This window comes from Bradyrhizobium sp. SZCCHNS2022, from assembly GCF_032377575.1.
Classification (GTDB): Bacteria; Pseudomonadota; Alphaproteobacteria; order Rhizobiales; family Xanthobacteraceae; genus Bradyrhizobium; species Bradyrhizobium aeschynomenes.
The window spans coordinates 5,937,537-5,962,732 of record NZ_JAUHHZ010000001.1 but is presented as its reverse complement, the minus strand read 5'-3'; the positions used below and the strand labels follow the sequence as shown (position 1 = coordinate 5,962,732).

Sequence of the window (25,196 nt, the reverse complement as noted above, 5' to 3'; positions counted from 1 at the left end):
TAGCCAGCCTGGGTGACCGCATGCCGTGCGCCCCGCGCGCCCGTGCCGTGATGATCGGTGGTCCGGATGTCGACGAACGCGTCCCTGCGCTCCTGCTCGTCCTCATCGGAAGTCGCAGCAGCTGAAAAAAGGTTCTGAAAAAAGTGGTGCCCGGTGCCGCGATGACGTGCCGGCGGCTGAGGTTCAATTCAGGCTTGCAGCGCGGAGCGTGACCGGAATCACATTCATGCCGCGCGCCGGCGTCTAAACCTCTCCGCAGTCAACGAGGGGAGCTTTCACAATGCGTCAGATCATCCTGGTCGGAGCCCTGGTGCTCGCATCCGCCACCGTCGCGCAGGCCGACGGGACGCGCAGCCTGTCGCTGTCATCGAGCGACACCGCCGCACCCGCGCCGCGCCCGGTCTATGTGCAGCAGGCCGGCGATATCTCCGTCACCCCGGCGCCGGTGCCGGCTGCGCCAGCGCCGGTCCAGCCCGCCGTGCAACCGGCTGCGCCGGCGGCGCCGGCGGCGGCAGCGGCGCCAACCGCTCCGCAGCCCGCCGTCGCTGCGGCGGCGGCAGCCGAGCCGGCCCGTGCGGTGCAGACATCCTCGCGGCGGTCGAAATCGGCGCGCGCGAGCAAGCCTCGCAAGAGCTGGACCGAAGCCCGCATCGTCCGCGAGCTGCATCGCCACGGCATCTATTGGTGAGCCGTCGATCACTTTGTCCGAGCATGATCTTTTCGGAAAACCGGTTACCACTTTTCCGGATCATGCTCTCGCCACGAAACGAGAAAGGCCGGGCAATGCCCGGCCTTCGCGCGTCGCCACCGTGCAGCGGGGCATCACTGCGAGACGGTCTGGATCACGCTCGAGATCGGCCGCGCATTGGTCATCGTGGTCGGCAGCTTCGGATCCTGCCCGACCATCGCGTCGTATTCAGGCAAGGTGTCGAGCGTGCCCTTCGGCTTCATCGCGACGACCTTGTAGCCGCCGGCCTTCAGCCGCCGCAGCAGCGCCGGCAGCGCCAGCGCCGTGTTCTTCTGGAAGTCGTGCATCAGGATGATGCCCTTGCCCTTCTTGTCGAGCCCGGTCATCACCGTGTTGACGACCTGGTCGGCATCCTTGGAGCGGAAGTCGAAGCTGTCGACGTCGCAGGAGAACATCGCCACGTTGCGGCTGCCGAGATAGGCCACGGCCGAGGGACGGTGCTGCAGCTGCGGGAAGCGGAAGAACGGCGCGGGGCTGGTGCCGCCAAGCGCGAACTTGACCGCGCTGATCCCCTTCTCCAGCTCGTCCTTCGCGGTCTGGTCGGTCATCTTCTTGCCGTTGAGATTGACGTGCGACCAGGTGTGCACGCCGACGACATGACCGGCGGCCGCGACCTGGCGCAGAATCTCCGGATGATAGGTCGCGTGCTTGCCGATGGTGAAGAAGATGCCGGTGGTGCACTCGTCGGCCAGCGCCTTGAGCACCGCGGGCGTGTTGACCGGCCACGGGCCGTCATCGAAGGTCAGCACCACCTCGCGGTCGGCGAGGAAGTCGAACTGCTTGAAGTGATCGAGGCCGAAACCGGGACCGCCGGTGGTGTCGACAACGACGGTGCGCGAGACGCCGAGCGCGTCCGGGTTGGCGCAGGTCGATTTCGGCTGCACCGGCGCCTGGGCGGCTGCGGCCATGCGCGTCGGCACGGTGCCGGTGTATTCGACATCGTCCTTGGCGCCCTTGGCGGCGACCTTCGCGGCGGGCGGCGGTGCGAGCTCGGAGGGTTTTGCGGCCGCGCTTTGCGCTGTGGCCTTGGCGGCGTTCGGCTTCGAAACCCAATACCAGACACCGGTGATCGCCAGCGCCCCGACGACGGTGGCCAGCAGCAAGCCTAACGCATTACGCATGGTTACTCTTCCCGAACGCGAGATACGGATGCCGGACTTCGACGCCGTCCGGTACCTTCGATTAGCTTCCATTAGTGCCAACGAATCCTTAACGCGGTGCCAACACGGCCAGGATCGGCCAAGATTTCCAGGATCATGCGGGGCTGACATCGGGGGTTCACCGGAGCGACATGTCGCCGCGGCCATCGGCCTGCGCCACGCGACGGCCGGGGTTGAATGGCCCGATCTGGCGTGACCCGCGTCACTGTTGCTAGAGAGCGCTCAGGCCATGATGGACGCATTGAACACGGGGCCCGCGCTGATGCGGAGCCGATGGGAGCCAGCCATGACGAAGTCCGCCAATCTTCTGCGCAACGCCGTTCTGACGGTCGTCGGCGCCGCCGCCCTCTCGACCTTCGCGTCGAGCGCCAGCTTCGCCTTCAGCGCCGAGGCGCAGCAGATGTGCACCGGCGACGCCTTCCGTCTCTGCAGCAGCGAGATCCCGAACATTCCGGCGATCACCGCCTGCATGATCAAGAACCGCTCCTCGCTCAGCAGCGGCTGCCGCACGGTGCTCGACAAGGAGGTGTCCCGGCGGGGCGGCAAGGTCGCCGAGGCCGGCGCCGCCGACTGAGGCCGGCGTGCAGGGCTTCCTTGCTCTCCCCCTTGCGCGCCCCGGCTGCGACCGAGGCGCTTGCGAGGCCCGGTTGTGACCACTAAAAGCGCCGCGAACCTTCAAATGCCGGGAGCGAGGCGTCAGTCATGAGCAAATTTGCGGTGGTCATTCCCCTTGTGCTGCCCCTCGTCCTGCTGGCGTCGGCGGCATCGGCCCAGCAGCAGCCCGGCCAGGATGCCTGCGCGCGCGACGTCTCGCGACATTGCCGGGCGGTGATGAACAACGGCGACCAGGCCGTCCTGGCCTGCTTGAAGGAGCACCGCGCCAAGCTGTCCAAGGCGTGCGAGAAGGTGCTCACCGATCACGGGCAGTAACGTCCGTTCCGCCGATGCGTCGGCTACGGCCCGCTGCGGGCAGCCACCGCCGGCGCCTGCTCGGCGGTGCGGTCGATGTCGTCGCGGCTGCGCACCGATCCGAACGGGCGTTCCAGCATGCGGCGGATGCGCACCGGATCGGCGCCGATGTGGAAATCGATCGCGCGCTTGTGCAGCTCGCGTTCGGCGCGGGTCGAGCGGTTGCGCTGGCGCAGATAGTCGATCCAGGTCGGGCAGTGATAGCGCTCGGTCCACAATTCCGGATCGGCGATGTCGCGCGCGATCGACCAGCCATAGGCGCCGTTGCGCTGGCGGCTGAGCTGCACCTCCTGCATCAGATCGTGGAAGGCGCGGGCGTTGTCCTCGGCGACGCGGTACTCGATCTCCACCACCAGCGGCCCCGAGCGCGGCGTCAGCTCGAGCTGCACCTCCGGATCGGCCAGGGTCTCGCCGTCCTCGTTGCGGGCGCCCACCGGCGGCATCCGCAGCCACAGGCCGAGCAGCGGCGACACCATCATCAGCGCGCCGGACACCAGCAGGGCGACCTCGACGCCGGCCGCGTCGGTGAGACGGCCCCAGCCCCAGCTGCCGATGGCGATGCCGCCGGAGATCGCCGCCTGGAACGCGGCCAGCGCGCGGCCGGCGACCCAGCGCGGCGCCGACAGCTGCACGCCGATGTTGAACAGCGCGACGGCGAGCATCCACACCGCGCCGGCAATCACGAGCGCCGCCGCCGTCAGCACCGGCTCGGTGCTCAGCGCCACGGCGGCCGTCGCGGCGCCGAGCGTGAGTGCACAGCTGCGGATCGCCGCCTCGCCGGACAGCCGCTTCCTGATCTCCCCGATGTTGAGTGCGCCGATCACGGCGCCCATGCCGAAGGCGCCGAGCATGATGCCGTAGGTCTGCGCGCCGCCATGCAGCAGGTCGCGGGCGACCAGCGGCATCAGCGCCGAGATCGAGCCGCCGATGAGGCCGGTGACGAGCGTGCGGATCAGCACGATGCGGATCGACGGCGAATGGAGGATGTAGCGGACGCCGGACACCATGGCGCGGTTGAGCGGCTCGCGCGGCAGTCGGCTCGGCTCGACCACGCGCCGCCACAGGAACAGCGCCGCCAGCAGCGGCAGATACAGCAGCGCATTGGCGGCAAAGGCTGCGACCGCCCCCGCGGCAGCGACGACGACACCGCCGATGGCCGGGCCGAAGCTGCGCGCGATGTTGTAGCTGATGCCGTTGAGGGCGACGGCGGCGGGCAGCGTCTCCGGCGGCACCTGCTCGCTGACGGAGGACTGCCAGGCCGGGCCCATCAACGCCATGCCGCTGCCGACCACGAAGCAGAGCGCCAGCAGGCGCTCAGGCGTCACGAGACCGAGCCAGGCCAGCACCGTCAGCGTCACGGCGCCCGCGAGCGCCAGGGCCAGCGCCGCCAGCGCGACGATGCGCCGGTCATACATGTCGGCGATGGCGCCGGCGGGCATGGAGATCAACATGATCGGCAGCATCAAGGCGGTCTGCACCAGGGCGACCTTGTCGGCCGACGACGTCATCTGCGTCATCGCCCAGGCGGCGCCGACCGCCTGGATCAAGAGGCCCAGATTCGACAGCAGGCTCGCCAGCCAGATGCGGCGGAACACGGCGTGTCGCAGCGGCGCGGCAATGCTCTCGGGCGCGAACAGCTCCCGTTTCTGCGGTGCATTCATGCAGGTCGCTCCACGTCGGCAGCTCGGCTTGAACGTCGCATCGGACTCTGTCGCATTGAACTATCGCTTGATTCCGGCCGGACGTATGTGATGCCTGCGAATGTCCGCCGCTGTCCAGTGCTCACCCCCGGCTTTGCATCCCGACGGCGGACAACGAACACAAATCAACGCGACCCAAAAAACGACCCGAGGGAGACCGCCGATGACGTTGACGCGCCGCACCATGCTGCAGAGCATTGGAACCCTGCCCTTGCTCACGAGCGGTCTGGCCTTACCAGCCGCCGCGCAGACCGCGGCCGCGGCATCGGGCGATATTCCCCCCGTTCTGTTCGTGCATGGCAATGGCGATCATGCCGCGCTGTGGCTGACGGCGCTGTGGCGGATGGAATCCAACGGCGTGCCGCGCACGCGGCTCGCCGCGCTCAACTTCACCGATCCGCTGGCGCGCAACGACGACGCCGTGGCGCAGCCGAACCGCTCCTCGACCGACGACCAGCGCCGCGAGCTGGCTGAAGCCATCAAGGCGCTCAAGGAGCGCACGGGAGCTGCGCGCGTGGCGCTGGTCGGCAGCTCGCGCGGCGGCAACGCAATCCGCAACGTCGTGAAGAATGGCGGCGGCGCCGACGTCAGCCATGCCGTGCTGTGCGGCACGCCCAATCACGGCGTGTTCGATTGGGACGACAGCCCCGGCAGCGAGTTCAACGGCCGCGGCCCGTTCTTGCGCTCTCTGAATTCCGGCGACAGCGAGGTGACGGCGGGCACCGCCTTCCTGACCCTGCGCAGCGACGGGCTCGACAAATATGCGCAGGCCGATGGCCGGCTGGTCGGCAAGCCCGGCGTGCCCACCGGCATCACCGCCGAGGGCCCGGCCCTGAAGGGCGCGACCAACCTCGTGATCGGTGCGCTCGATCATCGCGAGGTCGCATTCCATCCGCGCGCGTTCCGCGAGATCTACAAATTCATCGCCGGCCGTGAGCCGGCGTTCATCGCGGTGCAGCCCGAGCGCGAGGTGCGCATCAGCGGCCTCGTCACGGGCACGCCGGGCGGTGCGCCGACCAACCGTCCCGTGACCGGCGCCACCGTGGAGGTCTATCGCGTCTCGGGCGAGACCGGCGCGCGCAATGGCGAGGCGGTGTACCGCGGCCAGACCGGCGCCGACGGACGCTGGGGTCCTGCGGAGATCGATCCCACCTCCCATATCGAGATCGTGCTGACCTCGCCCGGCGCGCCGATCACGCATTTTTACCGCTCGCCGTTCCCGCGCTCGTCCGATGTCGTGCATCTGCGCGCGGCGCGACCGCTGGGCCAGGCCGACGCCGGCGCGGGCGCCATCGTCATCATGGTCAGGCCGCGCGGCTATTTTGGCCTGCCGCGCGACATCGTGCTGCTCGACGGCAAGGAACCTGCCGACGTACAGAAGGGAGTACCTACGGATGCGGCAACGACATTGCGGCTGCCGGCGGGCGACATCGGACGAACCGTCATCGGACTGTTCAATGAGGAACGCATCGCCGCCCGTCTTTGGCCAGCATCGGAAAGTAGGATTGCGATGATCGAGCTGACTAATTAGTTACCGGAGTAGGATGATACATCACGGCATCGGGAAGCGCGACATCGCGCTTCCCCTTTCGAACCGCAACGCTGGCGACGCGATTGCCTCCGGGACGCTTAGGGCCGGCCTTGCCGGTCCACCGCGCTGCGGCTCGCCTCGCGTCGGCGCGCTCGCGAGCCCCGACGTCACGGCGCCGTTCGGCTGCTCACGGCGCATCACAGCCGCGCGAGGCCGCCGATGAGCGCCGCCGAGATCCACTATCTGTCGCAGGCCCGGTCACCACTGATTCCTCCGGCGCCGCCACGCGCGCCCGACAGCATGGGCGCCTTGCGTCGCGTGCTGATGATGGGCGACAACGCGATCGCGACCTGGAGCCAGCGCGCCTATGAGGATGAGATCATCCGCGGCCGCTTCCTGGGCAACTCCAGCTACATCCTCAATACGCCCGAGACCATCAAGCACGTGCTGGTCGACAATTGGGAGAACTACGCCCGCACCGTCGGCGCCATCCGCGTGCTGCGTCCCGTGCTCGGCGAGGGCCTGCTGATCGCCGAGGGCCGGGCCTGGAAGCACCAGCGCCGCACGCTGGCGCCGGCGTTCACGCCGCGCGCCGTCTCGGGCCTCGTTCCGCACATGATCGCGGTGACCGACGAGACGGTCGCCCGGCTGCAGCAGCAATGCGGCCAGCCGCTCGATCTGCGCGAGATCATGCAGCGGATGACGCTCGACATCGCGGGACGGACGATGTTCTCGTTCGAGATGGGCCGCCACGGCGCGACCTTGCGCGACTTCGTCTACGAATATGGCGAGCGGCTGGCGGCTCCGCACCTGCTCGATATCGTGCTGCCGCTGTCCTGGCCGACGCCGCGCGACTTCGCGCGCCGGCGGTTCCGCAAGCGCTGGACCGATTTCATTGCCACGCTGATGGCCGAGCGCCGTGCCGCCGGCAAGCTGGAGGATGCTCCGCCGCGCGACCTGTTCGACCTGATGGGGGCAGCGCGCGATCCCGAGACCGGGGCTGCATTCACCGATGCGCAGCTCGCCGACGAGGTCGCGACCATGATCCTCGCCGGACACGAGACCACCGCGACGGCGCTGTTCTGGGCGCTGTATCTGATCGCGCTCGATCCGGCCAATCAGGAGCGGCTGGCGCAGGAGGCTCGCGGCGCTGCGGATCTCGGCAATCCCGATCAGCTGCCGTTCACGCGCGCGGTGATCGACGAGACATTGCGGCTCTATCCGCCGGCTTTCCTGATTGCGCGCGCCGCGAGCGGTCCGGACCAGATCGCCGAGTTCCAGGTCAAGCGTGGCGACGTGGTGCTGATCTCGCCATGGCTGCTGCACCGGCACGAGCGGCTGTGGCAGGCGCCCAACGCCTTCATGCCCGAGCGCTTCTTGCCCGGCGCGCCGCCGCCGGAGCGCTTCGCCTACCTGCCGTTCGGCGCCGGCGCGCGCGTCTGCATCGGCGCGCATTTCGCATTGGTCGAGGCGGTGCTCGCGCTGGCGCGGCTGGTCGGCGCGTTCAGGATCGAGCTCGTCGATCGCGAGCCGGTCATGCCTGTGGGGGTGGTGACGACGCAGCCGAACCGCTCGCCGCCGTTCAGGATCACGCCCCGTTGAGCGGTTGCGTCTGGCATTCCGACCGGTCGCGCCTTATTTGATCCGGATGTCCTTGAGCGCGGCGGCCGTGAAGTTTTCTGCTTCCGGCGACGCGGCCGATCCGGCCGTGTCGGACGCCATCGCGCGGCTAATCGCCGAAGGCGCCGATCACGAGCTGAACCGCATCAACGTGCTGGATTTCGCGGGTCGCACCGGCCTCGACGAGGAGCGCGTGATCTCCGGCTTCATCCATGCCTCGCGCGCCGGCCTGTTCGACCTGACCTGGAACGTGCTGTGCCCCGGTTGCGGCGGCGTGCTCGACGCGCATGGCACGCTAAAATCGCTGCGGTCTGACGAGTATCAATGCGGGCTGTGCGCCTGCGGCTACGAGGCGACCGTCGACCAGCAGGTCGAGGCGGCATTCACGGTAAGCCCGCGGGTCCGGCGCATCGCCGCCCACGACCCGCATTCGCTTCCGGTGTGGGACTATTTCAAGCAGGTGTTCTGGAGCTCCGGCGTCGAGTTCGACGAAACGTCGATGGCTGCGCTGTCGAACGAGGTCGTGATCGACACCCGCGAACTTGCCGCCGGCGATCATACGACGATATCGCTGACCTTGCCGCCGCAGTTCATCATCGTGTTCGAGCCGGTCACCCATGCCGCGCATTTCATCGACGTGCAGGGCGCGCCGACCGACGAGGTGCAGCAGCTCGTCCTCAAATATGACGGCGGGCGCGCCGCGGTCGAGACCACGGTGCTCCGTCCCGGACCGTTGCAGCTCGCGCTCGACAACAAGGCGCGCGTGCGCACGCTGCCGACCGTGATGGTGGCGGCGGATGCGCTGCATCACCTGATCGGCCGGCGCAAGCCGTTCCTGACCGCCAAGCGGATGCTGTCCAACCAGACCTTCCGCGACGTGTTCAAGGCCGACAATCTCAACATCGACCAGCGGCTGAAGATCACCTCGCTGACCTTCCTGTTCACCGATCTCAAGAGCTCGACCGCACTGTACGAGCGCGTCGGCGATCTCGCGGCGTTCGATCTGGTGCGCGCGCATTTCCGCGTGCTGCTCGAGATCATCAATGCCGAGAAAGGCGCGGTCGTGAAGACGATCGGCGATGCCGTGATGGCGACGTTCATCAAGCCCGAGCATGCGCTGTCAGCAGGCCTGCGCATGCGCGCGGCGATGCAGCGGCTCAACGCCGAGCGCGGCACCGAGGACCTCGTGGTCAAGATCGGGATTCATGAAGGGCCGTGCCTTGCGGTGATGCTCAACGACCGCCAGGATTATTTCGGCCAGACCGTGAACATCGCCGCCCGCGTGCAAAGCCTGTCGACCGCGCAGGAGATTCATCTCACCGCACCGGTGATCCAGAGCCCGGGGGTGGCGGACATCCTGAGCGCGGCAAGGATCGCACCGATCCAGAAGCAGGCCGCGCTGCGCGGCATCGCCGACCGGATGATGGTCTACGAAATACCGTAACGCTTACCGAAATGTCATGCGCCGGCCGAGCCGCGACGCATTGCCGAGCGCCGCTCGCGGTCGCATATGATAGTCGTCAGCAGGACGGCCGAACCGCCCGCCCGCGAATGCGATAGCCGAAGGACGCCATGCTCGAGGGATTGCGCCAATTCATCGCCGACGTCGTTTCGCCGCAGCAGACGCCGGCGTTCGACGACAACGGCTATCAGCTGGCGGCGACCGCGCTGCTGATCCACGTGATCTCGCTGGACGGCGAGCCGAGCGCGGCCGAGCGGCGCAAGCTGCACAGCCTGATCGAGCTGCGCTTCGGGCTCGATCCCGGCAGCGCCGACCGGCTGATCGCCCAGGCCATGCTGGCGGAGGGCGACGCGGTCGATCTCTATCGTTTCACCAGCGTCATCATGCGTGAGGTCGACGAGGCCGGCCGCCTGCGCATCGTCGAGATGATGTGGCAGCTGGTCTATGCCGACGGCAAGGTGACCGAGTTCGAGGACAACGTGGTCTGGCGCGCCTCGGAGCTGCTCGGCATCTCCGCACGCGACCGCGTCGACCTGAAGCACCGGGTGGCGGCGCGCCGCGCCACCGATCCGGGCTGATGCCGTCGGGCTCCCGGAACTCCAGATGAACAAACTTTAATTTTGTTCCGGGCATTCCTTGTTCATGTAAACCTATGTGAATCCGTAACTATTGCGGCGATTGGACGCTCGCCCGCATTTTGCGGCGGCTTGCATGTTCCCGCCTGCCTATGCTCTCGTCCGCCGCAATCGGATGATGTTTGGAATGTGATCGAAGAGCAGGGATTGTGGGTGAACGTGTCACGCTCGTAACGGGGGCATCGGCGGGGATCGGGACCGAGTTGGCCCGTGTGTTTGCCGCCAATGGACACCGTCTGGCGCTCACGGCGCGGCGCGAGGACCGTCTTGCGGCGCTGGCGCAGGAGATCGCCGCCAAGGGCGGCCCGGCGCCGCTCGTCATTCCCTGCGATCTCACCTCGCCCGACGCCGGCGCGACGATCGAGGCCGCCCTGTCGGCGGCCGGAGTCGAACTGGACTATCTCGTCAACAATGCCGGCTTCGGCCTGTTCGGCAAGGCCGTGCAGCTCGACCGCACCGAGCAGCTCGACATGATCGCGGTCAACGTCCGGGCTCTGACCGAACTGTCGCTGCGCTTTTCCGACCAGCTGATCCGCAACAAGGGCGGCATCCTCAACCTGGGCTCGGTCGCCGGCTTCCTGCCCGGACCGGGCATGGCGGTGTATTACGCCTCCAAGGCCTATGTGATCTCGTTCACCGAGGCGCTGCGCAAGGAGCTGGCGCCGCATGGCGTGCGGGTCACCGTGTTGTGCCCCGGTCCGGTGCCGTCGGAATTCCAGGACCGCGCCGGCTTCAAGCCGGGAGTCGACTCGGTGATTCTCAACGTGCCCCCGAAGGCTGTGGCCGAAGCCGGCTATCGCGGCCTGATGGCCGACAAGCGGGTGGTGCTGCCTGGGATCGGCATCAAGATCGTGCCGTTCCTGCTGCGCTGGTTCCCGCGCGGCTTCATCCTCGACGCGGTCGGTCGGCTGCAGCTGAAACGGAGTTGACGGACGCTGGCCCGGCGCTTGCTTCGGCGATGTCGACTTGCTCACGCACCGTTAACCTTCGCTTAGCTATGATCGCCAGGTGATGCTCAGGCCATACCCTTCGCTGCAACCGAACGGGACCGCCAAGGCGGACGTTCGGCATCTCCACCCGAAGCCAGCCCCGGCGGCTGCGCCGCGCCGGCCCGTCCTCATCATCCTGCACCAGGAGACGTCGAGCCCGGGACGCATCGGCAACGCGCTGCGCGCCCGTGGCTATCCGCTCGATATCCGCCGGCCGCGTTTCGGCGACCCGTTGCCCGAAACGCTCGATGAGCACGCAGGTGCCGTTATTTTCGGCGGTCCGATGAGCGCGAATGATCCGGATGATTTCGTCCGTCGCGAGATCGACTGGATCGAGGTGCCGTTGCGCGAGCAGCGGCCGTTCCTGGGGATCTGCCTGGGCGCGCAGATGCTGGCCGTCCAGCTCGGCGCGCAGGTCGCCCCGCATCCCCAGGGCCGCGCCGAGATCGGCTATTATCCGATCCGCCCGACGCGGGCCGGGCAGAAGCTGTGCCCGCATTGGCCCGACAACGTCTATCACTGGCATCGCGAGGGCTTCGACCTGCCCGCCGGCGCCGACCTGCTGGCCGAGGGCGGCGACTTTCCCGTCCAGGCCTATCAATACGACAACGCCACCGGGCTGCAATTCCACCCCGACGTCACCTACGCGATGATGTGCCGCTGGACGACGCGCGGCCATGCCCGGCTGGACACGCCCGGTGCCCGTCCGCGCCATCACCATTTCGAAGGTCGCGCGGTGCACGATGCCGCCGAGCGGGTGTGGCTGAAGCACTTCCTGGACGGATGGCTGGCGCGCGAACCGGTTGCGGTGATGGCGGAGGCTGCAGAGTAGCGGGCGCGCTTTCCGGACGATTGGCTTTTGAGGGCTGAGTCAGCCCGGCTTCGCCAAGGGGCTTCGCCGGGCACCACGCTTCGCCCCTCGGGCTGTTGCGTGGCTGCGCCACGCGTAGCCCGAAGGGCGAAGCGTGGTGGAGCCAGGCGGGATCGAACCGCCGACCTCGTCATTGCGAACGACGCGCTCTCCCAGCTGAGCTATGGCCCCGTGACACGACCGCTTCGATGGTGGGAAAAGGCGGCCGGCAGATCGGGCGCCATTTACAGTGGGCGCAGCGGTCAAGTCAAGAACGCTCACATCGCCCGTTAGCCTTGACGGGCGGCGTCCCTTGTTTGGGCGGGGGGGAACCGATATCTACCGGGCGTCGCAGGTCGAATTCGCGACCTCGCCCACGAGTGGACCCGCATGCGTGCCGTTCTCGACATCGTTCTGATCGTTCTCGACCTCTATGTCTGGCTGCTCATCGCCTCGGCGATTCTGTCGTGGCTGATCGCCTTCAACGTCGTCAACACGCGCAATCAGTTCGTGTCCAACGTCGCCGAATTCCTGTACCGAATCACCGAGCCGGTGCTGGCGCCGATCCGCCGCATGCTGCCCAATCTCGGCGGCCTCGACATCTCGCCGATCGTGCTGATCCTGATCATCATGCTGATCCAGCGGGTCATCACCTACTACATCTATCCCAACGTCTTCTGATCGCGCGCGCCGCGATGGACCCCTGGCGCGCAGCGGCCGGCGGCCTGACGGTCGCGCTGCGGGTGACGCCGCGCGGCGGCCGCGACGCGATTGACGGCGTCGAGACCCTGTCCGACGGCCGCAGCGTGCTCAAGGTGCGGGTGCGCGCGATCGCCGACGGCGGCGAGGCGAATCGCGCCGTGACCGAGCTCCTGGCCAAGGCGATCGGCGTCACCAAGAAGTCGGTGCGAATCACCTCGGGCACGACATCGCGGCTGAAGCAGGCGGCGATCGACGGCGATCCGTCGACGCTCGATCAGGCCTTGCGCGATGCCATCGTAGCCCATAAGCCCACCGGCAAATAGTCAGAGCAGACGCAAGACGAGCGTATCGACGCTTCCGGCTGCAAGCGGCGGTCTTCACCCTCCCCTGGAGGGGGAGGGTCGTCTCACAGGCGCGAAGCGCGTGTGAGGCGGGGTGGGGTGATCTCTCCGATGGCACCGGCGCGAGTGGAGAGATCACCCCACCCCGCTCGCCCGCTTCGCGTGCGAGCGACCCTCCCCCTCCAGGGGAGGGTGGGTGCTTGCGGCTGGCGTCGTGCGCTCAAGAGACTGTGTTGAACGACGAGGTAGAGCAATGACCGCACGCATCATCGACGGAAAAGTCATCGCAGCCGATCTGCGGGCGCAGGTCGCCAGCGAGGTGGAGCGGGTCAAGTGCGACCACGGCCTGACGCCGGGCCTTGCCGTCGTGCTGGTCGGCAACGATCCCGCTTCCGAGGTCTATGTCCGCAGCAAGCACACGCAGACCCAGGCCGCCGGCATGGCCTCGTTCGAGCACAAGCTGCCCGCTGACGTTTCGCAGGCGGAGCTGCTGGCGCTGATCGGCAAGCTCAACCAGGATCCGTCGGTGCATGGCATCCTGGTGCAACTGCCGCTGCCGAAGGGGCTGGAGACCGAGGTCGTGATCAACGCGATCGATCCGGCCAAGGACGTCGACGGCCTGCATCCGCACAATGCCGGCCGGCTCGCCGGCGGCCAGCCCGCGCTGGCGCCGTGCACCCCGCTCGGCTGCATCATCCTCAGCAAGACCGTGCACGGCTCGCTGGAAGGCATGAATGCGATCGTGATCGGCCGCTCCAACCTGGTCGGACGCCCGCTGGTGCAGCTGCTGCTGAACGAGAACGCCACGGTCACGATCGCGCATTCGCGCTCGCGGGACCTGCCGGCACTCACGGCGCGCGCCGATCTGGTCTATGCGGCGGTGGGTCGTCCGGAAATGGTGAAGCGCGACTGGATCAAGCCGGGCGCGACCGTGATCGATGTCGGCATCAACCGCATCCCGACCGCCGAGGGCAAGACGAAGCTGGTCGGCGATGTCGCCTATGCGGAGGTCGCGGACGTTGCCGGGGCGATCACGCCGGTGCCGGGCGGCGTCGGGCAGATGACGGTGGCCTGCCTGCTGGTGAACACCCTGCGCGCCGCCTGCGCAATCGCCGGGCTGCCCAAGCCCGCGGTGTAGGAGGCAGAGTCATTCCGGGGCAGCCGCGCAGCGGCTGAACCCGGAATTTCGAGAGTCCGGGCTTGCGCTTCGCGCATCCCGGAATGACCTGTCGAGCGTTGTTGCCAACGCTCTCAAGGTCACTTCTTCGCCGCCTTGGCGCGGGCGATGCCCTCGCTGATCAGCTGATGGGCATCGTCGGCATTGCCCCAGCGCAGCACCTTGACCCATTTGCCGGGCTCGAGATCCTTGTAGTGCTCGAAGAAATGCTGGATCTGCTGCAGCGTGATGTCCGGAAGGTCCGAATAGCTGCGGACCTTGTCGTAGCGCTGGGTGAGCTTCGAGGACGGCACCGCGATGATCTTCTCGTCGCCACCGGCCTCGTCCTCCATCAGCAGCACGCCGACGGGTCGAATGCTCATCACCGCACCGGGAACGATGGCGCGGGTGTTGGCGACCAGCACGTCGCACGGGTCGCCATCGTTCGACAGCGTATGCGGGATGAAGCCGTAATTGCCGGGATAGCGCATCGCCGTATAGAGGAACCGGTCGACGATCAGCGTGCCGGCTTCCTTGTCGAGCTCGTACTTGATCGGCTCACCGCCGACAGGCACTTCGATGACGACGTTGACCTCGCGCGGCGGATCTTTCCCGATCGGGATGGCGTCGATGCGCATGGATGCTCCGTAGAACTTGAACGTTTGAGGACTTGAACGTTTGAGGGGTCGGACGCCCGCAAGACGAGCGCTCGCATTCGCAGTCGCAAAAAAATCGCGGCTGCGCAACAGCTACCTCAATCCCTGACCTTCAGTTCAATTCACCGCCGCGTTAACGCTTAACGCGGCGAGAGCTCAACTCCGCCGGACTCAGTTGGTCCAGGCGAAGGCGACCTTGTCGAGCGACTTCGGCCCGAAGCGCTCCGACGAGCGCGCGACCATGCGGCCGCCCAACGCGCGGTAAAACTCGGTGGCGGGATCGTTGTCGGACAACGCCCACACCACCATGCTCTTCAGGCCGCTCTGCGCGAGATCGCGCTTGGCGGACTGAAAGAGCCGGCGACCGAACCCCAGCCCCTGAAATTCCGGTCGCAGATAAAGCTCGTAGACTTCGCCGTCGAAGTGCAGGCTGCGGGCGCGGTTGCGGCCGTAATTCGCATAGCCTGCGACCTTGTCGTTGAACACCAGCACGCTGACGCGGCTGCCTTTGCGGATCGCGCTGTCCCACCATTGCGGGCCGCGACGGTTGATCAGCTTCTCCAGCTCTGCGCCGGGGATGATCCCCTGGTAGGCAGAACGCCAAGCTTCATCATGGGCTGACGCCACCGCAGCCGCATCTGCAGCCTTGGCCGGACGGACTTCGATCAGGGTTGTGCTCATGACGAGATCAAAGCAAGTCGGCGGTCCGCCTTCAAGGTGCCACGTTAAAGATCGGTTAACCTGTGGACTTTCGGCATCACCGTGGCGGAAACCTGTGCCGAAAAGGGACAATTTCGCAACATTGTCGGGTGGCGGCGGTGTCCTGTCACCGCATGTTCATAAGGCGAACTAAAAACTGCATCTGGTCCGCCCGGGGGTCGGCTAGTGTGGCCCAGCTTCAACATCCTCCCGTCCGGCTGAATGGCACTGCTTCGCTGCGTCTCATGGTTGCTCGCCTTCATGGTCGTGACAGGACCGAACGCCTGGGCGCAGGCTTTCGGCCCGGTCTCTTCAGAGGGCGGACCGGCGCGGCAGCAGCAATGGCTGGTGCCGTCAACCGAGCCGGGGATTCCGGCGCATGCATTGCTGTATCGGCCCGCCGGTGAGGGACCGTTTCCGCTGGCCTTGATCGCGCACGCCTCGACGCAGAACGCGCTGCGGCGGGCGCAGATGCCGCAGCCGAGCTACACGGCACTTGCTACTCAACTGGTCGCGCGCGGCTATGCGGTGCTGGTGCCGGAGCGTCTCGGTCATGGCCGCACCGGCGGCCCCTATGTCGAAGATCAAGGCGGCTGCGAGGAAGCGAACTACGAAAAGGCGGGACGCGCCACCGCCGCGCAGATCCTCCGGGCGCTCGGCTACATGCGCGAGCAGCCATTCGTCGCGACAGGCGGCGCGCTCGTCGTCGGGCACTCCGCCGGCGGCTGGGGCGCGCTGGCATTGGCGACACAGTCGCGGGATCTCGTTTCGGGAATCATCGTGTTCGCGCCCGGACGCGGTGGGCACGCCGATGACGTCGAGGGGCGCGTGTGCGCGGAGCAGCGACTCCGCGAAGCAGTGCGCATGTTCGGGCGCGAGGCGGGCATACATGTCACCTGGCTCGTTGCGGCCAATGACAGCTACTTCCCACCGTCATTGTCGCGGCAATTGGCCGACGCATTCACGTCCGCCGGCGGAACCGCGGAGTTCAGGCTGTTGCCGCCGTTCTCTCAGGAGGGTCATTGGCTTGCCGAGCAGCAAGGCGGTATCACGGCTGTGTCGGAAGCGCTCGCGCGGCTGCCACCGCGTCCGATGAGGCGCCACTAACAAGGACACGATGACGCTGTATTTCCTCGTCAAATATCTCCACGTGCTCGGCGCCATCGTGATCCTCGGCACCGGCACGGGGATCGCATTCTTCATGCTGATGGCGCATCTGAGCGGCGAGGCCGCGTTCATCGCGCGCACCGCCGGCGTCGTCGTGATCGCGGACATGCTGTTCACGCTGTCGGCGGTGCTGCTGCAGCCGGTGACCGGCGGCGTGCTGATGTGGCTGTCGTCGACCTCGCTGTCGGAACGCTGGCTGCTCACCTCGCTCGCGCTCTATGCGATGGCCGGCCTGTTCTGGGTGCCCGTCATCTTCATGCAGATCGAATTGCGCGATCTCGCGCGTGCTGCGGAGATGTCCGCGCAGCCGCTGCCCGCACGCTATTTCATCGTCTTCCGCCGCTGGTTCCTGTGCGGCATTCCCGGCTTCGGCTCGGTCATGGCCATTCTCTGGCTGATGGTCGCAAAGCCGTTCTGACGAGGCACGCATGACATCCATCGCCACTCAGCGCGTGCTCGTGCTCGGCGCCTCCGGCCTGATCGGCCGCTTCGTCACCGACGATCTGCGCCGGCGCGGCTTCACGGCGCTCGGTATCGCGCGCACGTTTTCCGCTTCGCAGCAGGCATCGCCGCTCGACATCGAGCTGCCGATCATGGCGCTGGATGCGACGGCATTGGCGGGGCTCATTCGCGCGCACCAGATCGACGTCGTCGTTAATTGCCTCGGCGTGCTGCAGGACGGCCCGGGCAGCGACACCAATGCCGTGCATCGCGATTTCGTCGCCCGGCTGCTGCAGGCGATCTCGACATGCGGTCGCAGTGCCCGTCTCGTTCACATCTCGATTCCGGGCATCGCCGACGAGGACCACACGTCGTTCGCGACCACCAAGCGCGCGGCGGAGCGGCTGATCGCAGAGTCCGGAATTCCGCATGCGATCCTGCGCCCTGGCTTCGTGATCGCGCCGTCGGCCTATGGCGGCAGCGCAATGGTGCGGGCGCTCGCGGCGCTCCCGGTCGATCTGCCGGCCAAGGATGCGGCGACGCCGTTCCAGCCGGTGGCGGTCGCCGACATCGCCGCGACCATCGCCTGGCTCGCCGCGCGGCCGATCGACGACGAGGCCGTGCGTGCGGTGAGCTGGGATCTGATGCAGCCCGAAGCGGTGACGCTTGGCGACGTCATCGGCGCGTTTCGGCGCAGCTACGGCACAACGGATTGGCCACGCATCGCGGTGCCCGCGCTGCTGATCGATCTCGGCGCTTTCGCCGGTGACATCTCGAGCCGGCTCGGCTGGATGCCGCCGATGCGCACCACCGCCATCACCGAGCTCCGGCGCGGCGTCCGCGGCGATCCCGCGCCCTGGACCGCAGCGACCGGCATCGCGCCGGCAACGCTGGCCGGGACCGTCGGCGCGCATGGCGCCACCATCCAGGACAAGTGGTTCGCACGGCTGTTCCTGGTCAAGGCGCTGATCCTCGTGAGCCTCGTGCTGTTCTGGGTCGCGTCGGGCAGCATTGCATTGTTCGTGTCATTCCCGGCGACGACCGCGATCCTGACCACACGCGGCTGGCCTGACTGGTTCGCCGTTCCGTTCGCGGCGATCACCAGCATGATGGACATCTCGGTGGGGCTGCTGATCGCGTTTCGGCGAACCGCGATGCTCGGGCTCGTTGCGGGCATCTTCGTCTCACTCGGCTACATGATCGGGTGTGCGCTGTTCACCCCTGACCTCTGGCTCGAGCCGCTCGGCGCGCTGGTGAAGACGGCTCCCGCGATCGTGCTGATGCTGGTCGCGCTGCTGACGATGGACAATCGATGATGACGAACACGGCGACGGACTGGCCCGACGATGATGTGATCCTCTATGACGGCGTCTGCGTGTTCTGCTCGCGCTGGGTCCGGTTCGTGATCGCGCGCGACACGGCGAAGCGCTTCCGCTTCACGCCGATCCAGTCGCCCTACGGCGTCAGGCTGGCGCAGGCTTTCGGCATCGATCCCGAGGAGCCCGATACCAACGCGGTCGTGCATGGCGGCCGCGCTCATCTGAAATCAGATGCGGCCCTGACCGTGCTCTCGAACCTGGAGGGCTGGGGCTGGACGCGCGCGCTGTTCACCGTGCCGAAGCCGTTGCGCGACGCCCTCTATGGCGTTGTCGCCCGCAATCGCTACCGCATCTTCGGCAAATATGATTCGTGCTTCGTGCCGGATGCCGAGCTCCGCCGGCGGGTGCTGGAGCAATGAAACGCCGAATAATCGATTGAATCGAACGATATATCCGATATAATTCGTTGGATCGATCATTAGGAGCATGAAATTCTCTTTCAAACCTCTGGTTTGGGAGAGTTTTTCATGACTGCCCCTTCGCACGATCTGACTGCCGATGCACCAATTGCCGCTCATTCTGGACATGCCCGCGCGTCGGCGACGCCGGGTCGGCCCGGGTTGCTTCCGGGACTGGCACTCTCGGCCGCGATCGCGGCCGGCGCCTTCGGGCTCCGCCTGCTGCCCGGCCTCGGGATGTTCAGCCCGATGATCCTGGCGATCGTGGCGGGCATGGCGCTGCATAACGTCGTCGGCACGCCGACGCGCGCCAAGCCGGGTGTCGCATTCGCGATGCGCCGGGTCCTGAGGTTCGCCATCATCCTGCTCGGCATGCAGCTGACGGCGGCACAGATCGTCGAGGTCGGCGCGCGCGGGCTGTTCGTGATCGCGCTGAGCCTGACCGGCACCTTCCTGTTCACGGTGTGGATGGGACGGCTGCTCGGCGTCGACCGCAAGCTCGCCGAGCTGATCGCCGCGGGAACCTCGATCTGCGGCGCCTCGGCGGTGATCGCCACCAACACGGTGACGCGCGCGCATGACGAGGACGTCGCCTATGCGGTGGCCTGCGTGACCGTGTTCGGCTCGGTCGCGATGGTCGCCTACCCGCTGCTGCCCGGCCTCCTGCATCTCGACGCCCACGCCTTCGGACTGTGGAGCGGGGCCTCGATCCACGAGATCGCGCAGGTGGTCGCGGCCGCGTTCCAAGAAGGACAGCAGGCAGGAGAGTTCGGCACCATCGCCAAGCTGGCGCGGGTGATGCTGCTGGCGCCGGTTGTGCTGACGCTCGGCCTGCTGGCGACGCGCCGGGCGCGCCAGGGTGGGCACGGCCAGACCGGCGCGCAGCCGCCGCTGCCGTGGTTCGTGTTCGGCTTCATCGTGCTGGTCGGCCTCAACAGCATCGTCACGGTGCCGGCCGAGGCGAAGACGGTGATCGTGACCGCGACGACCTTCCTGCTCTCGATGGCGCTCGCGGCCATGGGATTGGAGACCGATTTCGCCAAGCTGAAGGCGAAGGGCTTGCGGCCGCTGGCGCTGGGCTTTGCAGCCTTTCTGTTCATCGCCGGCTTCAGCCTGGCGTTGGTGAAGCTGACGACCTAAAGCGCGATGAGATCAGGATGAATCCTCATCGCGGTTTCGGTTGTCGTTTGCGCATGATCTTTTCGGAAAACCGCTGCGCACTTTTCCGGATCATGCTTGAGGAGACCATGTGACGCTCGAGCAGCTCCGGATCTTCGTTGCCGTCGCCACGCGCGAGCACGTCACCCAGGCGGCACGCGAGCTCAATCTGACCCAGTCGGCGACGTCAGCGGCCGTCGCTGCGCTCGAGGCGCGCTACCAGACCAAGCTGTTCGATCGCGTCGGCCGCCGCATCGTGCTCACGGCGGCCGGCAAGGCGTTTCTGGTCGAGGCCAGGGCGGTGCTCGCGCGGGCCGCCGCAGCCGAGACCGTGCTGGACGACCTCGCCGGGCTAAAACGCGGGCAGCTCGCGCTCGCGGCCAGCCAGACCATTGCCGGCTACTGGCTGCCGGCCTTCATCCACCGCTTCAACGCCGCGCATCCGGCCATCACCCTGCAACTGTCGATCGGCAATACCGAGCAGGTTGCGGAGCGGGTGCGGGAGGGCTCTGCCGATCTCGGCTTCGTCGAGGGCGACGTCGACGATCCCATTCTCGCAGCCCAGCCCGTGGCGGAGGACGAGATGGTGCTGGTCGGGCCGATCGATCATCCGCTGTGCCGGGGAACGCCGGTCGCGGTCCAGGATCTCAAGGCGGCGCGCTGGGTGTTGCGCGAGCAGGGCTCCGGCACGCGCGCCGTGCTCGAAGCGGCGGTCGGCCGGATTGGCATTGCGCCAGCCGAGCTCGATGTGGTGTTCGACCTGCCGTCCAACGAGGCCGTGCGCGGCGCGGTCGAAGCCGGCGCCGGCGTCACGGTGCTGTCGCGGCTGGTGGTGATGCGGGCGGTGAAGGCGGGGCTGCTGGCGGTCGCCAATCTCGAACTGCCGAAGCGGCACTTCTACAGCTTGCGGCATCGGGAGCATCACCAGACCCAGGCGGCGCGGGAGTTCCTGCGGATCGTGGGAGAGGTGGTCGCTGTTTGAGGCAACGTCATCGCGAGCGTAGCGACGCGATCCAGACTCTCACCACCCGTGCGGTCCTGGATTGCTTCGCTGCGCTCGCAATGACGGCAGAGAGGTCAGTGCCTGCCTAACGACGCAAGCACTTGCTTGGCCGCCCGCTCGCCCGAGTCGCGCGCGCCGTGGGCGGTGGAGAAGAAATCCGGCGGCGTGGCCTCGCCGGCGAAGAACAGGCGATCGTCGACCGGCGCGGCCAGCACAGCACGCTTGTCGGCATGACCCGGCAGCGCGTGCGAATAGGCGCCGCGCGCGAAGGGATCGGCGCCCCAGCGGGACTCGGCGAGCGGGCGCAGGCTGCTGCGGATGTCGTTGCCGAGCAATGCGACGACGTCGTCGATCGCCTGTGCCGCAAGCGCCCCCTCGCCCGCCGCCTCGATCTCGCGGGCGAAACTGCCGCCGTAGAAACCCTCGATGCAGGGCTGGCCGAACGGACGCAGCTGGAAGCTGCCGACGCGCGCGCTGCTGCTGCGCCCGCGCATCCCGGAATCTTTCGGCAGGTGCTCCCAGCCGTCGAGCGCCAGCGTCACCTTGTTGTCGAGGCCGAGCGGCAGGCCGCCAGCAGCGTCGACCTTGGCGGGAAGTGCCGGCGTGAAACGGAGCGCTTCGCCGGCAATGAGATTGGTCGGTACGGTGACGATCACCTTGTCGGCGGTCAGCGTGCCCCGCGAAGTCGTCAGGCGGATGCGCTTGTCGCCGTGATCGATCAGGCTCACATTGCAGCTCAACGCGATCGGCAGCCCCGCGCCATAGGCGGCGACCAGTGCGCCATAGCCGCGGCGGACGCGCCAGTTCAGCTCGGTGTCCTCATAGGCCTCGAAGTCGATCAGCGACATCTGGTCGAGCTCGCAGCCGTTGAGATAGGTGCAGATCGCATCGATCATGCCGTTCCAGCGGTTGCCGGGCTCGAGGCAGATGCTGGCCGGCGCGTCAGGGCCACGCGCGGCGGCCTCTGCCGTGCGGGTGAAGAACGACTCCAGCGCGCCGAGGAAATCGTCGCGCTCGGCACGCGGGAACGCCGCCTCATAGGCCTGGTCGCGCCAGGGCGGACGGGATTTGTCGATGGTGAAAGCGAGCCGCTCGGCGATGGCGACGAAGGAGTTGCGGTCGGCCGAATGCAGCCAGCCGCAGCCGAGATCAAAGGCGACGTCGGGCGACGCCATGATCGTGTGCGCCCGGCCCCCGATGCGATCGCGCGCTTCGAGCACGACGAAGGAGACACCCGCACTCTTCAGCGCATGCGTGGCGCCTAGGCCGGCCGCGCCGGCGCCGATGATGGCGATGTCGATGGAGGATGGGAAACTGCTCATGAGGCGGCTGCGGCTCCTATGATGGAGGCCCGGCTATCGCCTCACCACGACTGTCATCACCCGCGAAAGCGGGTGATCCAGTACGCCGAGACGGGCATGTGACCCCGAGGGGCCGCGGCGTACTGGATGCCCCGCCTGCGCGGGGCATGACGGCGGAGGGTGTCGAGACACTGCGCTCGACAAGCGAGGCATGACGAGAGTGGATGTTGCGCCAGCTCGCCCTGCCCCACTGAAGCGGTCGAGCGGCTTACGCCACCGCTTCCTTCTGCTTCTCGGCGCGCTTGCGCTCGTTCGGGTCGAGGTGCTTCTTGCGCAGCCGGATCGACTTCGGCGTGATCTCCACCAGCTCGTCGTCCTCGATATAGGCCAGCGCCTTTTCCAGGGTCATCCGGATCGGCGGGGTGAGGCGGACGGCCTCGTCCTTCGACGTGGTGCGGATGTTGGTGAGCTGCTTGCCCTTCAACACGTTGATCTCGAGATCGTTGTCGCGGGTGTGCTCGCCGACGATCATGCCCTTGTAGACCTTCCAGCCGGGCTCGATCATCATCGGGCCGCGGTCCTCCAGCTTGAACATGGCGTAGGCCACGGCCTCGCCCTGGTCGTTGGAGATCAGGACGCCGTTACGGCGACCCTGGATCGCGCCCTTGTAGGGCATGTAGTTATGGAACAGGCGGTTCATGATCGCCGTGCCCTTGGTGTCGGTCATCAGCTCGCCCTGATAGCCGATCAGGCCGCGGGTCGGCGCGTAGAACACCAGGCGCAGGCGGTTGCCGCCGGAGGGGCGCATCTCGATCAGCTCGGCCTTGCGCTCGCTCATCTTCTGCACGACGACGCCGGAATGCTCCTCGTCGACGTCGATCACGACCTCCTCGATCGGCTCCAGCGTCTGGCCGGTGGCCGGGTCCTTCTCGAACACGACGCGCGGACGCGACACCGAAAGCTCGAAGCCCTCGCGGCGCATGGTCTCGATCAGGATCGCGAGCTGCAATTCGCCGCGGCCGGAGACTTCCATCGCGTCCTTGTCCTGGGACTCGACCACGCGCAGCGCGACGTTGCCCTCGGCCTCGCGCATCAGGCGGTCGCGGATCAGGCGGCTGGTGACCTTGTCGCCCTCGGTGCCGGCCAGCGGCGAGTTGTTGACGATGAACGACATCGACACGGTCGGCGGATCGATCGGCTGCGCCTGCAGCGGGGTCTCGACCGAGGGATCGCAGAAGGTGTCGGCCACGGTGCCCTTGGTGAGGCCCGCGATGGCGACGATGTCGCCGGCTTCGGCGTAGTCGAGCGGCTGGCGCTCGAGGCCGCGGAACGCCAGGATCTTGGTGATGCGGCCGGTCTCGATCAGCTTGCCGTCGCGCGACAGCACCTTCACGGCCTGGTTCGGCTTCACCGAGCCCGACGCGATGCGGCCGGTGATGATGCGGCCGAGATAGTTGTTGGCCTCGATGATGGTGCCGAGCAGCCGGAACGGGCCTTCCTCGACCACCGGCGGCGCCACATGCTTGAGCACGAGGTCGAACAGCGGCTTCATGCCGTCCTCATGCGAGCCGTCGGGCGACGTCGCCATCCAGCCGTTCTTGCCCGACCCGTACAGGATCGGGAAATCGAGCTGCTCGTCGGTGGCGTCGAGCGCCGCGAACAGGTCGAACACCTCGTTGACAACCTCGGTGATGCGGGCGTCCGGGCGGTCGACCTTGTTGATGGCGACGATCGGCTTCAGGCCGAGCTTGAGCGCCTTGCCGACCACGAATTTGGTCTGCGGCATCGGGCCTTCGGCGGCGTCGACCAGCACGATCACGCCGTCGACCATCGACAGGATGCGCTCGACCTCACCGCCGAAATCGGCGTGGCCGGGGGTGTCGACGATGTTGATCTGGGTGTCCTGCCACTGCACCGAGGTGCACTTGGCCAGAATGGTGATGCCGCGCTCGCGCTCCAGGTCGTTGGAATCCATCGCGCGCTCAACCGTGCGCTGGTTCTCGCGATAGGTACCGGACTGCTGCAGGAGCTTGTCCACCAGGGTGGTCTTGCCGTGGTCGACGTGGGCGATGATGGCGATGTTACGGAGGTTCATGGTCGGTGTCTTCTAAGCTTTCTCAAGAGCCCGTGCTCTGTCCCCGGCGGGGCGCGCGCTTTATGATAGTCGAATCAAGCTGTTAGCTTTGCGACGCGCGCTCGCGAAACTCGTTCGGCGGAAGGGGCCGGCAGCCCCAAATAGGAAACCCGGCCAATCGACCGGGCAGACCTCGCGCGTTGCGGCGCAATATAGGCGGAAAATGCCAAAAAACAATGACTGCTTTCAGGAATGAGGAGCGGATCCGGGCACTTGATTAAGCCCCTGCGTGGAGCGCTCGCTCAGCCCCAGCGGCGGTGAGCGGCCAGCACGATCACTACGAGGCCCGCGACGGCCATGCCGGCCAGGATCGCTCCCGGACCGAACAGGCCGCCGAACTCGTTCCATTCGCGCCGCATGAACGCCATCACACAGCCGAACGGAAACGCCAGCGCAAGGCCGCCGAGAATCGCACCCACCGTCGCCACAAGGCTTGCCGGCTCGCGTACCCGACGCACCTCCTCCAGGAAGGGCGACAGCGGCGGACGGCGGTGGAACGGGTCATCATCCATGGCGGCGCGGCATCATCAGGCGAATCGCGGCAAGGACCAGAAACAAGCCGAGCACCACGGCACCGAGCGCAAGCGCGGCGAACAGGCCCGGGAGATTCCGCTCAGTGATCAAGCATAGCAAGCCCGGCGCGAGCAGCACCAGCCCGATCAGCAGCATCAGGATCGACGCCACCGCCGTGAGGCAGCCACGCGCAGCCGACGGCTGCGCAGGCGATGTCATGCCGGCCCCCGCCCGCGCCTGACGGCGAGCACGATCAGCACGACGCCGGCGAGCGCAGCGCCGATGAACAGCAGTCCGATCGGATCGACCAGATCATTTCGCGTGATCTGATTGGGGAAGACGACGAGGACGCAGGCCATGGGAAACAGCAGGATCAGGCCGGCCACGACGCCGAGCGCGGTCAGACAGCCGGAGCGTTGCTGTCGTGGCGGGAGCTCGGGGGGAAGAATCGGGCGTTCAGTCATGGTCATCACCCTTGAATCGG

27 protein-coding genes and 1 tRNA gene are annotated in these 25,196 nt (G+C 67.2%); 18 read left to right on the top strand and 10 right to left on the bottom strand.

Features of this window, described 5'->3' with window-relative positions:
- The first annotated feature begins 280 nt into the window (after window positions 1-280).
- Window positions 281-688 (top strand): hypothetical protein, encoded by a 408-nt coding sequence (locus QXZ94_RS26675; RefSeq protein WP_315723433.1) that lies wholly within the window; start codon window positions 281-283, stop codon window positions 686-688.
- A gap of 134 nt (window positions 689-822) precedes the next feature.
- Here QXZ94_RS26675 and QXZ94_RS26670 read toward each other — a convergent pair whose 3' ends face one another.
- Window positions 823-1,869, bottom strand: coding sequence for a polysaccharide deacetylase family protein (locus QXZ94_RS26670; RefSeq protein WP_315723431.1), 1,047 nt, complete (start codon window positions 1,867-1,869; stop codon window positions 823-825).
- 325 nt (window positions 1,870-2,194) lie between these two features.
- On the opposite strand from QXZ94_RS26670, the gene QXZ94_RS26665 reads away from it, so the two are divergent.
- On the top strand, window positions 2,195-2,482 hold the full coding sequence (locus tag QXZ94_RS26665) for a hypothetical protein (RefSeq protein WP_172113012.1): 288 nt from the start codon (window positions 2,195-2,197) through the stop codon (window positions 2,480-2,482).
- 128 nt (window positions 2,483-2,610) lie between these two features.
- Window positions 2,611-2,838 carry a hypothetical protein gene (locus tag QXZ94_RS26660; protein ID WP_315723429.1) on the top strand — a complete coding sequence of 76 codons (228 nt, stop codon included), beginning with the start codon at window positions 2,611-2,613 and terminating at the stop codon, window positions 2,836-2,838.
- Between the two features lie 23 nt (window positions 2,839-2,861).
- Here QXZ94_RS26660 and QXZ94_RS26655 read toward each other — a convergent pair whose 3' ends face one another.
- Entirely contained in the window at window positions 2,862-4,538 is a 1,677-nt protein-coding gene (locus QXZ94_RS26655) for an MFS transporter (RefSeq protein ID WP_315723427.1), read from the bottom strand.
- Between the two features lie 202 nt (window positions 4,539-4,740).
- Here QXZ94_RS26655 and QXZ94_RS26650 point away from each other — a divergent pair, with 202 nt between their 5' ends.
- The 6 genes from QXZ94_RS26650 to QXZ94_RS26625 all read left to right on the top strand — a co-directional run bounded on the left by QXZ94_RS26650 (window position 4,741) and on the right by QXZ94_RS26625 (window position 11,646).
- Complete coding sequence (locus tag QXZ94_RS26650) at window positions 4,741-6,108, top strand: hydrolase (RefSeq protein WP_315723425.1); 1,368 nt, start codon at window positions 4,741-4,743, stop codon at window positions 6,106-6,108.
- Window positions 6,109-6,327: 219 nt separating this feature from the next.
- Window positions 6,328-7,710, top strand: coding sequence for a cytochrome P450 (locus QXZ94_RS26645; RefSeq protein ID WP_315723424.1), 1,383 nt, complete (start codon window positions 6,328-6,330; stop codon window positions 7,708-7,710).
- Window positions 7,711-7,756: 46 nt separating this feature from the next.
- A complete protein-coding gene (locus QXZ94_RS26640) occupies window positions 7,757-9,172 on the top strand; it encodes an adenylate/guanylate cyclase domain-containing protein (protein ID WP_315723422.1) in 1,416 nt (471 codons plus the stop codon).
- A 128-nt stretch (window positions 9,173-9,300) separates the two neighbouring features.
- On the top strand, window positions 9,301-9,768 hold the full coding sequence (locus QXZ94_RS26635) for a TerB family tellurite resistance protein (RefSeq protein ID WP_315723420.1): 468 nt from the start codon (window positions 9,301-9,303) through the stop codon (window positions 9,766-9,768).
- A gap of 206 nt (window positions 9,769-9,974) precedes the next feature.
- Window positions 9,975-10,754 (top strand): SDR family oxidoreductase, encoded by a 780-nt coding sequence (locus QXZ94_RS26630; RefSeq protein WP_315723418.1) that lies wholly within the window; start codon window positions 9,975-9,977, stop codon window positions 10,752-10,754.
- A gap of 82 nt (window positions 10,755-10,836) precedes the next feature.
- The gene (locus QXZ94_RS26625; RefSeq protein WP_315726540.1) at window positions 10,837-11,646 is read left to right on the top strand and encodes a glutamine amidotransferase; all 810 of its coding nucleotides are present in this window, start codon (window positions 10,837-10,839) and stop codon (window positions 11,644-11,646) included.
- 134 nt (window positions 11,647-11,780) lie between these two features.
- On the opposite strand, the gene QXZ94_RS26620 is transcribed toward QXZ94_RS26625, so the two are convergent.
- Window positions 11,781-11,856: transfer RNA gene (locus tag QXZ94_RS26620), tRNA-Ala, on the bottom strand.
- A 198-nt stretch (window positions 11,857-12,054) separates the two neighbouring features.
- On the opposite strand from QXZ94_RS26620, the gene QXZ94_RS26615 reads away from it, so the two are divergent.
- The 3 genes from QXZ94_RS26615 (at window position 12,055) to folD (ending at window position 13,845) form a co-directional block, all read left to right on the top strand.
- Window positions 12,055-12,345 carry a YggT family protein gene (locus QXZ94_RS26615; RefSeq protein ID WP_172113021.1) on the top strand — a complete coding sequence of 97 codons (291 nt, stop codon included), beginning with the start codon at window positions 12,055-12,057 and terminating at the stop codon, window positions 12,343-12,345.
- Between the two features lie 14 nt (window positions 12,346-12,359).
- Window positions 12,360-12,689 carry a DUF167 domain-containing protein gene (locus QXZ94_RS26610; protein ID WP_315723415.1) on the top strand — a complete coding sequence of 110 codons (330 nt, stop codon included), beginning with the start codon at window positions 12,360-12,362 and terminating at the stop codon, window positions 12,687-12,689.
- Window positions 12,690-12,960: 271 nt separating this feature from the next.
- The gene (gene folD / locus QXZ94_RS26605) at window positions 12,961-13,845 is read left to right on the top strand and encodes a bifunctional methylenetetrahydrofolate dehydrogenase/methenyltetrahydrofolate cyclohydrolase FolD (RefSeq protein WP_315723413.1); all 885 of its coding nucleotides are present in this window, start codon (window positions 12,961-12,963) and stop codon (window positions 13,843-13,845) included.
- Between the two features lie 119 nt (window positions 13,846-13,964).
- Here the strand turns inward: folD and ppa are convergent, their stop codons facing one another.
- Both ppa and QXZ94_RS26595 read right to left on the bottom strand, forming a co-directional pair.
- The gene (ppa, locus tag QXZ94_RS26600) at window positions 13,965-14,501 is read right to left on the bottom strand and encodes an inorganic diphosphatase (protein WP_315723411.1); all 537 of its coding nucleotides are present in this window, start codon (window positions 14,499-14,501) and stop codon (window positions 13,965-13,967) included.
- Window positions 14,502-14,690: 189 nt separating this feature from the next.
- A complete protein-coding gene (locus tag QXZ94_RS26595; protein ID WP_006611902.1) occupies window positions 14,691-15,200 on the bottom strand; it encodes a GNAT family N-acetyltransferase in 510 nt (169 codons plus the stop codon).
- A gap of 240 nt (window positions 15,201-15,440) precedes the next feature.
- Here QXZ94_RS26595 and QXZ94_RS26590 point away from each other — a divergent pair, with 240 nt between their 5' ends.
- From QXZ94_RS26590 to QXZ94_RS26565, 6 genes are all read left to right on the top strand, one after another.
- The gene (locus QXZ94_RS26590) at window positions 15,441-16,325 is read left to right on the top strand and encodes an alpha/beta hydrolase family protein (RefSeq protein WP_315723409.1); all 885 of its coding nucleotides are present in this window, start codon (window positions 15,441-15,443) and stop codon (window positions 16,323-16,325) included.
- A gap of 10 nt (window positions 16,326-16,335) precedes the next feature.
- The gene (locus QXZ94_RS26585) at window positions 16,336-16,803 is read left to right on the top strand and encodes a DUF2269 domain-containing protein (RefSeq protein ID WP_315723407.1); all 468 of its coding nucleotides are present in this window, start codon (window positions 16,336-16,338) and stop codon (window positions 16,801-16,803) included.
- A 10-nt stretch (window positions 16,804-16,813) separates the two neighbouring features.
- A complete protein-coding gene (locus QXZ94_RS26580; RefSeq protein ID WP_315723405.1) occupies window positions 16,814-18,142 on the top strand; it encodes an SDR family oxidoreductase in 1,329 nt (442 codons plus the stop codon).
- Window positions 18,139-18,564 carry a thiol-disulfide oxidoreductase DCC family protein gene (locus QXZ94_RS26575; RefSeq protein WP_246739278.1) on the top strand — a complete coding sequence of 142 codons (426 nt, stop codon included), beginning with the start codon at window positions 18,139-18,141 and terminating at the stop codon, window positions 18,562-18,564. Before QXZ94_RS26580 ends, QXZ94_RS26575 begins: the two co-directional genes overlap by 4 nt.
- Before the next feature lie 108 nt (window positions 18,565-18,672).
- On the top strand, window positions 18,673-19,743 hold the full coding sequence (locus QXZ94_RS26570; protein ID WP_315723402.1) for a YeiH family protein: 1,071 nt from the start codon (window positions 18,673-18,675) through the stop codon (window positions 19,741-19,743).
- Between the two features lie 109 nt (window positions 19,744-19,852).
- Window positions 19,853-20,743 (top strand): LysR family transcriptional regulator, encoded by an 891-nt coding sequence (locus QXZ94_RS26565; protein WP_315723400.1) that lies wholly within the window; start codon window positions 19,853-19,855, stop codon window positions 20,741-20,743.
- Between the two features lie 95 nt (window positions 20,744-20,838).
- Here the strand turns inward: QXZ94_RS26565 and QXZ94_RS26560 are convergent, their stop codons facing one another.
- The 5 genes from QXZ94_RS26560 to QXZ94_RS26540 all read right to left on the bottom strand — a co-directional run bounded on the left by QXZ94_RS26560 (window position 20,839) and on the right by QXZ94_RS26540 (window position 25,176).
- The gene (locus QXZ94_RS26560) at window positions 20,839-22,086 is read right to left on the bottom strand and encodes an NAD(P)/FAD-dependent oxidoreductase (protein ID WP_315723398.1); all 1,248 of its coding nucleotides are present in this window, start codon (window positions 22,084-22,086) and stop codon (window positions 20,839-20,841) included.
- Between the two features lie 247 nt (window positions 22,087-22,333).
- Window positions 22,334-24,160, bottom strand: coding sequence for a translational GTPase TypA (gene typA / locus QXZ94_RS26555; protein ID WP_315723396.1), 1,827 nt, complete (start codon window positions 24,158-24,160; stop codon window positions 22,334-22,336).
- A 281-nt stretch (window positions 24,161-24,441) separates the two neighbouring features.
- A complete protein-coding gene (locus QXZ94_RS26550; RefSeq protein WP_315723393.1) occupies window positions 24,442-24,711 on the bottom strand; it encodes a hypothetical protein in 270 nt (89 codons plus the stop codon).
- Window positions 24,704-24,931, bottom strand: coding sequence for a hypothetical protein (locus tag QXZ94_RS26545; RefSeq protein ID WP_172112831.1), 228 nt, complete (start codon window positions 24,929-24,931; stop codon window positions 24,704-24,706). The genes QXZ94_RS26550 and QXZ94_RS26545 overlap by 8 nt, the downstream gene beginning before the upstream one ends.
- Window positions 24,928-25,176, bottom strand: a complete 249-nt coding sequence (locus tag QXZ94_RS26540; RefSeq protein WP_315723390.1) for a hypothetical protein — start codon at window positions 25,174-25,176, stop codon at window positions 24,928-24,930. The genes QXZ94_RS26545 and QXZ94_RS26540 overlap by 4 nt, the downstream gene beginning before the upstream one ends.
- Window positions 25,177-25,196: the final 20 nt, after the last annotated feature.

Bases quoted from the DNA above. Each gene is read 5' to 3' on its own strand.
- QXZ94_RS26625 (WP_315726540.1), top strand. From the start codon at position 10,837: ATGCTCAGGCCATACCCTTCGCTGCAACCGAACGGGACCGCCAAGGCG.
- QXZ94_RS26650 (WP_315723425.1), top strand. From the start codon at position 4,741: ATGACGTTGACGCGCCGCACCATGCTGCAGAGCATTGGAACCCTGCCC.
- QXZ94_RS26575 (WP_246739278.1), top strand. From the start codon at position 18,139: ATGATGACGAACACGGCGACGGACTGGCCCGACGATGATGTGATCCTC.
- QXZ94_RS26655 (WP_315723427.1), bottom strand. From the start codon at position 4,538: ATGAATGCACCGCAGAAACGGGAGCTGTTCGCGCCCGAGAGCATTGCC.
- QXZ94_RS26540 (WP_315723390.1), bottom strand. From the start codon at position 25,176: ATGACTGAACGCCCGATTCTTCCCCCCGAGCTCCCGCCACGACAGCAA.
- QXZ94_RS26610 (WP_315723415.1), top strand. From the start codon at position 12,360: ATGGACCCCTGGCGCGCAGCGGCCGGCGGCCTGACGGTCGCGCTGCGG.
- QXZ94_RS26635 (WP_315723420.1), top strand. From the start codon at position 9,301: ATGCTCGAGGGATTGCGCCAATTCATCGCCGACGTCGTTTCGCCGCAG.
- QXZ94_RS26640 (WP_315723422.1), top strand. From the start codon at position 7,757: ATGTCCTTGAGCGCGGCGGCCGTGAAGTTTTCTGCTTCCGGCGACGCG.
- QXZ94_RS26670 (WP_315723431.1), bottom strand. From the start codon at position 1,869: ATGCGTAATGCGTTAGGCTTGCTGCTGGCCACCGTCGTCGGGGCGCTG.
- QXZ94_RS26660 (WP_315723429.1), top strand. From the start codon at position 2,611: ATGAGCAAATTTGCGGTGGTCATTCCCCTTGTGCTGCCCCTCGTCCTG.
- folD (WP_315723413.1), top strand. From the start codon at position 12,961: ATGACCGCACGCATCATCGACGGAAAAGTCATCGCAGCCGATCTGCGG.
- QXZ94_RS26595 (WP_006611902.1), bottom strand. From the start codon at position 15,200: ATGAGCACAACCCTGATCGAAGTCCGTCCGGCCAAGGCTGCAGATGCG.
- QXZ94_RS26560 (WP_315723398.1), bottom strand. From the start codon at position 22,086: ATGAGCAGTTTCCCATCCTCCATCGACATCGCCATCATCGGCGCCGGC.
- QXZ94_RS26665 (WP_172113012.1), top strand. From the start codon at position 2,195: ATGACGAAGTCCGCCAATCTTCTGCGCAACGCCGTTCTGACGGTCGTC.
- QXZ94_RS26675 (WP_315723433.1), top strand. From the start codon at position 281: ATGCGTCAGATCATCCTGGTCGGAGCCCTGGTGCTCGCATCCGCCACC.
- QXZ94_RS26645 (WP_315723424.1), top strand. From the start codon at position 6,328: ATGAGCGCCGCCGAGATCCACTATCTGTCGCAGGCCCGGTCACCACTG.
- QXZ94_RS26545 (WP_172112831.1), bottom strand. From the start codon at position 24,931: ATGACATCGCCTGCGCAGCCGTCGGCTGCGCGTGGCTGCCTCACGGCG.
- ppa (WP_315723411.1), bottom strand. From the start codon at position 14,501: ATGCGCATCGACGCCATCCCGATCGGGAAAGATCCGCCGCGCGAGGTC.
- typA (WP_315723396.1), bottom strand. From the start codon at position 24,160: ATGAACCTCCGTAACATCGCCATCATCGCCCACGTCGACCACGGCAAG.
- QXZ94_RS26585 (WP_315723407.1), top strand. From the start codon at position 16,336: ATGACGCTGTATTTCCTCGTCAAATATCTCCACGTGCTCGGCGCCATC.
- QXZ94_RS26590 (WP_315723409.1), top strand. From the start codon at position 15,441: ATGGCACTGCTTCGCTGCGTCTCATGGTTGCTCGCCTTCATGGTCGTG.
- QXZ94_RS26550 (WP_315723393.1), bottom strand. From the start codon at position 24,711: ATGGATGATGACCCGTTCCACCGCCGTCCGCCGCTGTCGCCCTTCCTG.
- QXZ94_RS26570 (WP_315723402.1), top strand. From the start codon at position 18,673: ATGACTGCCCCTTCGCACGATCTGACTGCCGATGCACCAATTGCCGCT.
- QXZ94_RS26580 (WP_315723405.1), top strand. From the start codon at position 16,814: ATGACATCCATCGCCACTCAGCGCGTGCTCGTGCTCGGCGCCTCCGGC.
- QXZ94_RS26615 (WP_172113021.1), top strand. From the start codon at position 12,055: ATGCGTGCCGTTCTCGACATCGTTCTGATCGTTCTCGACCTCTATGTC.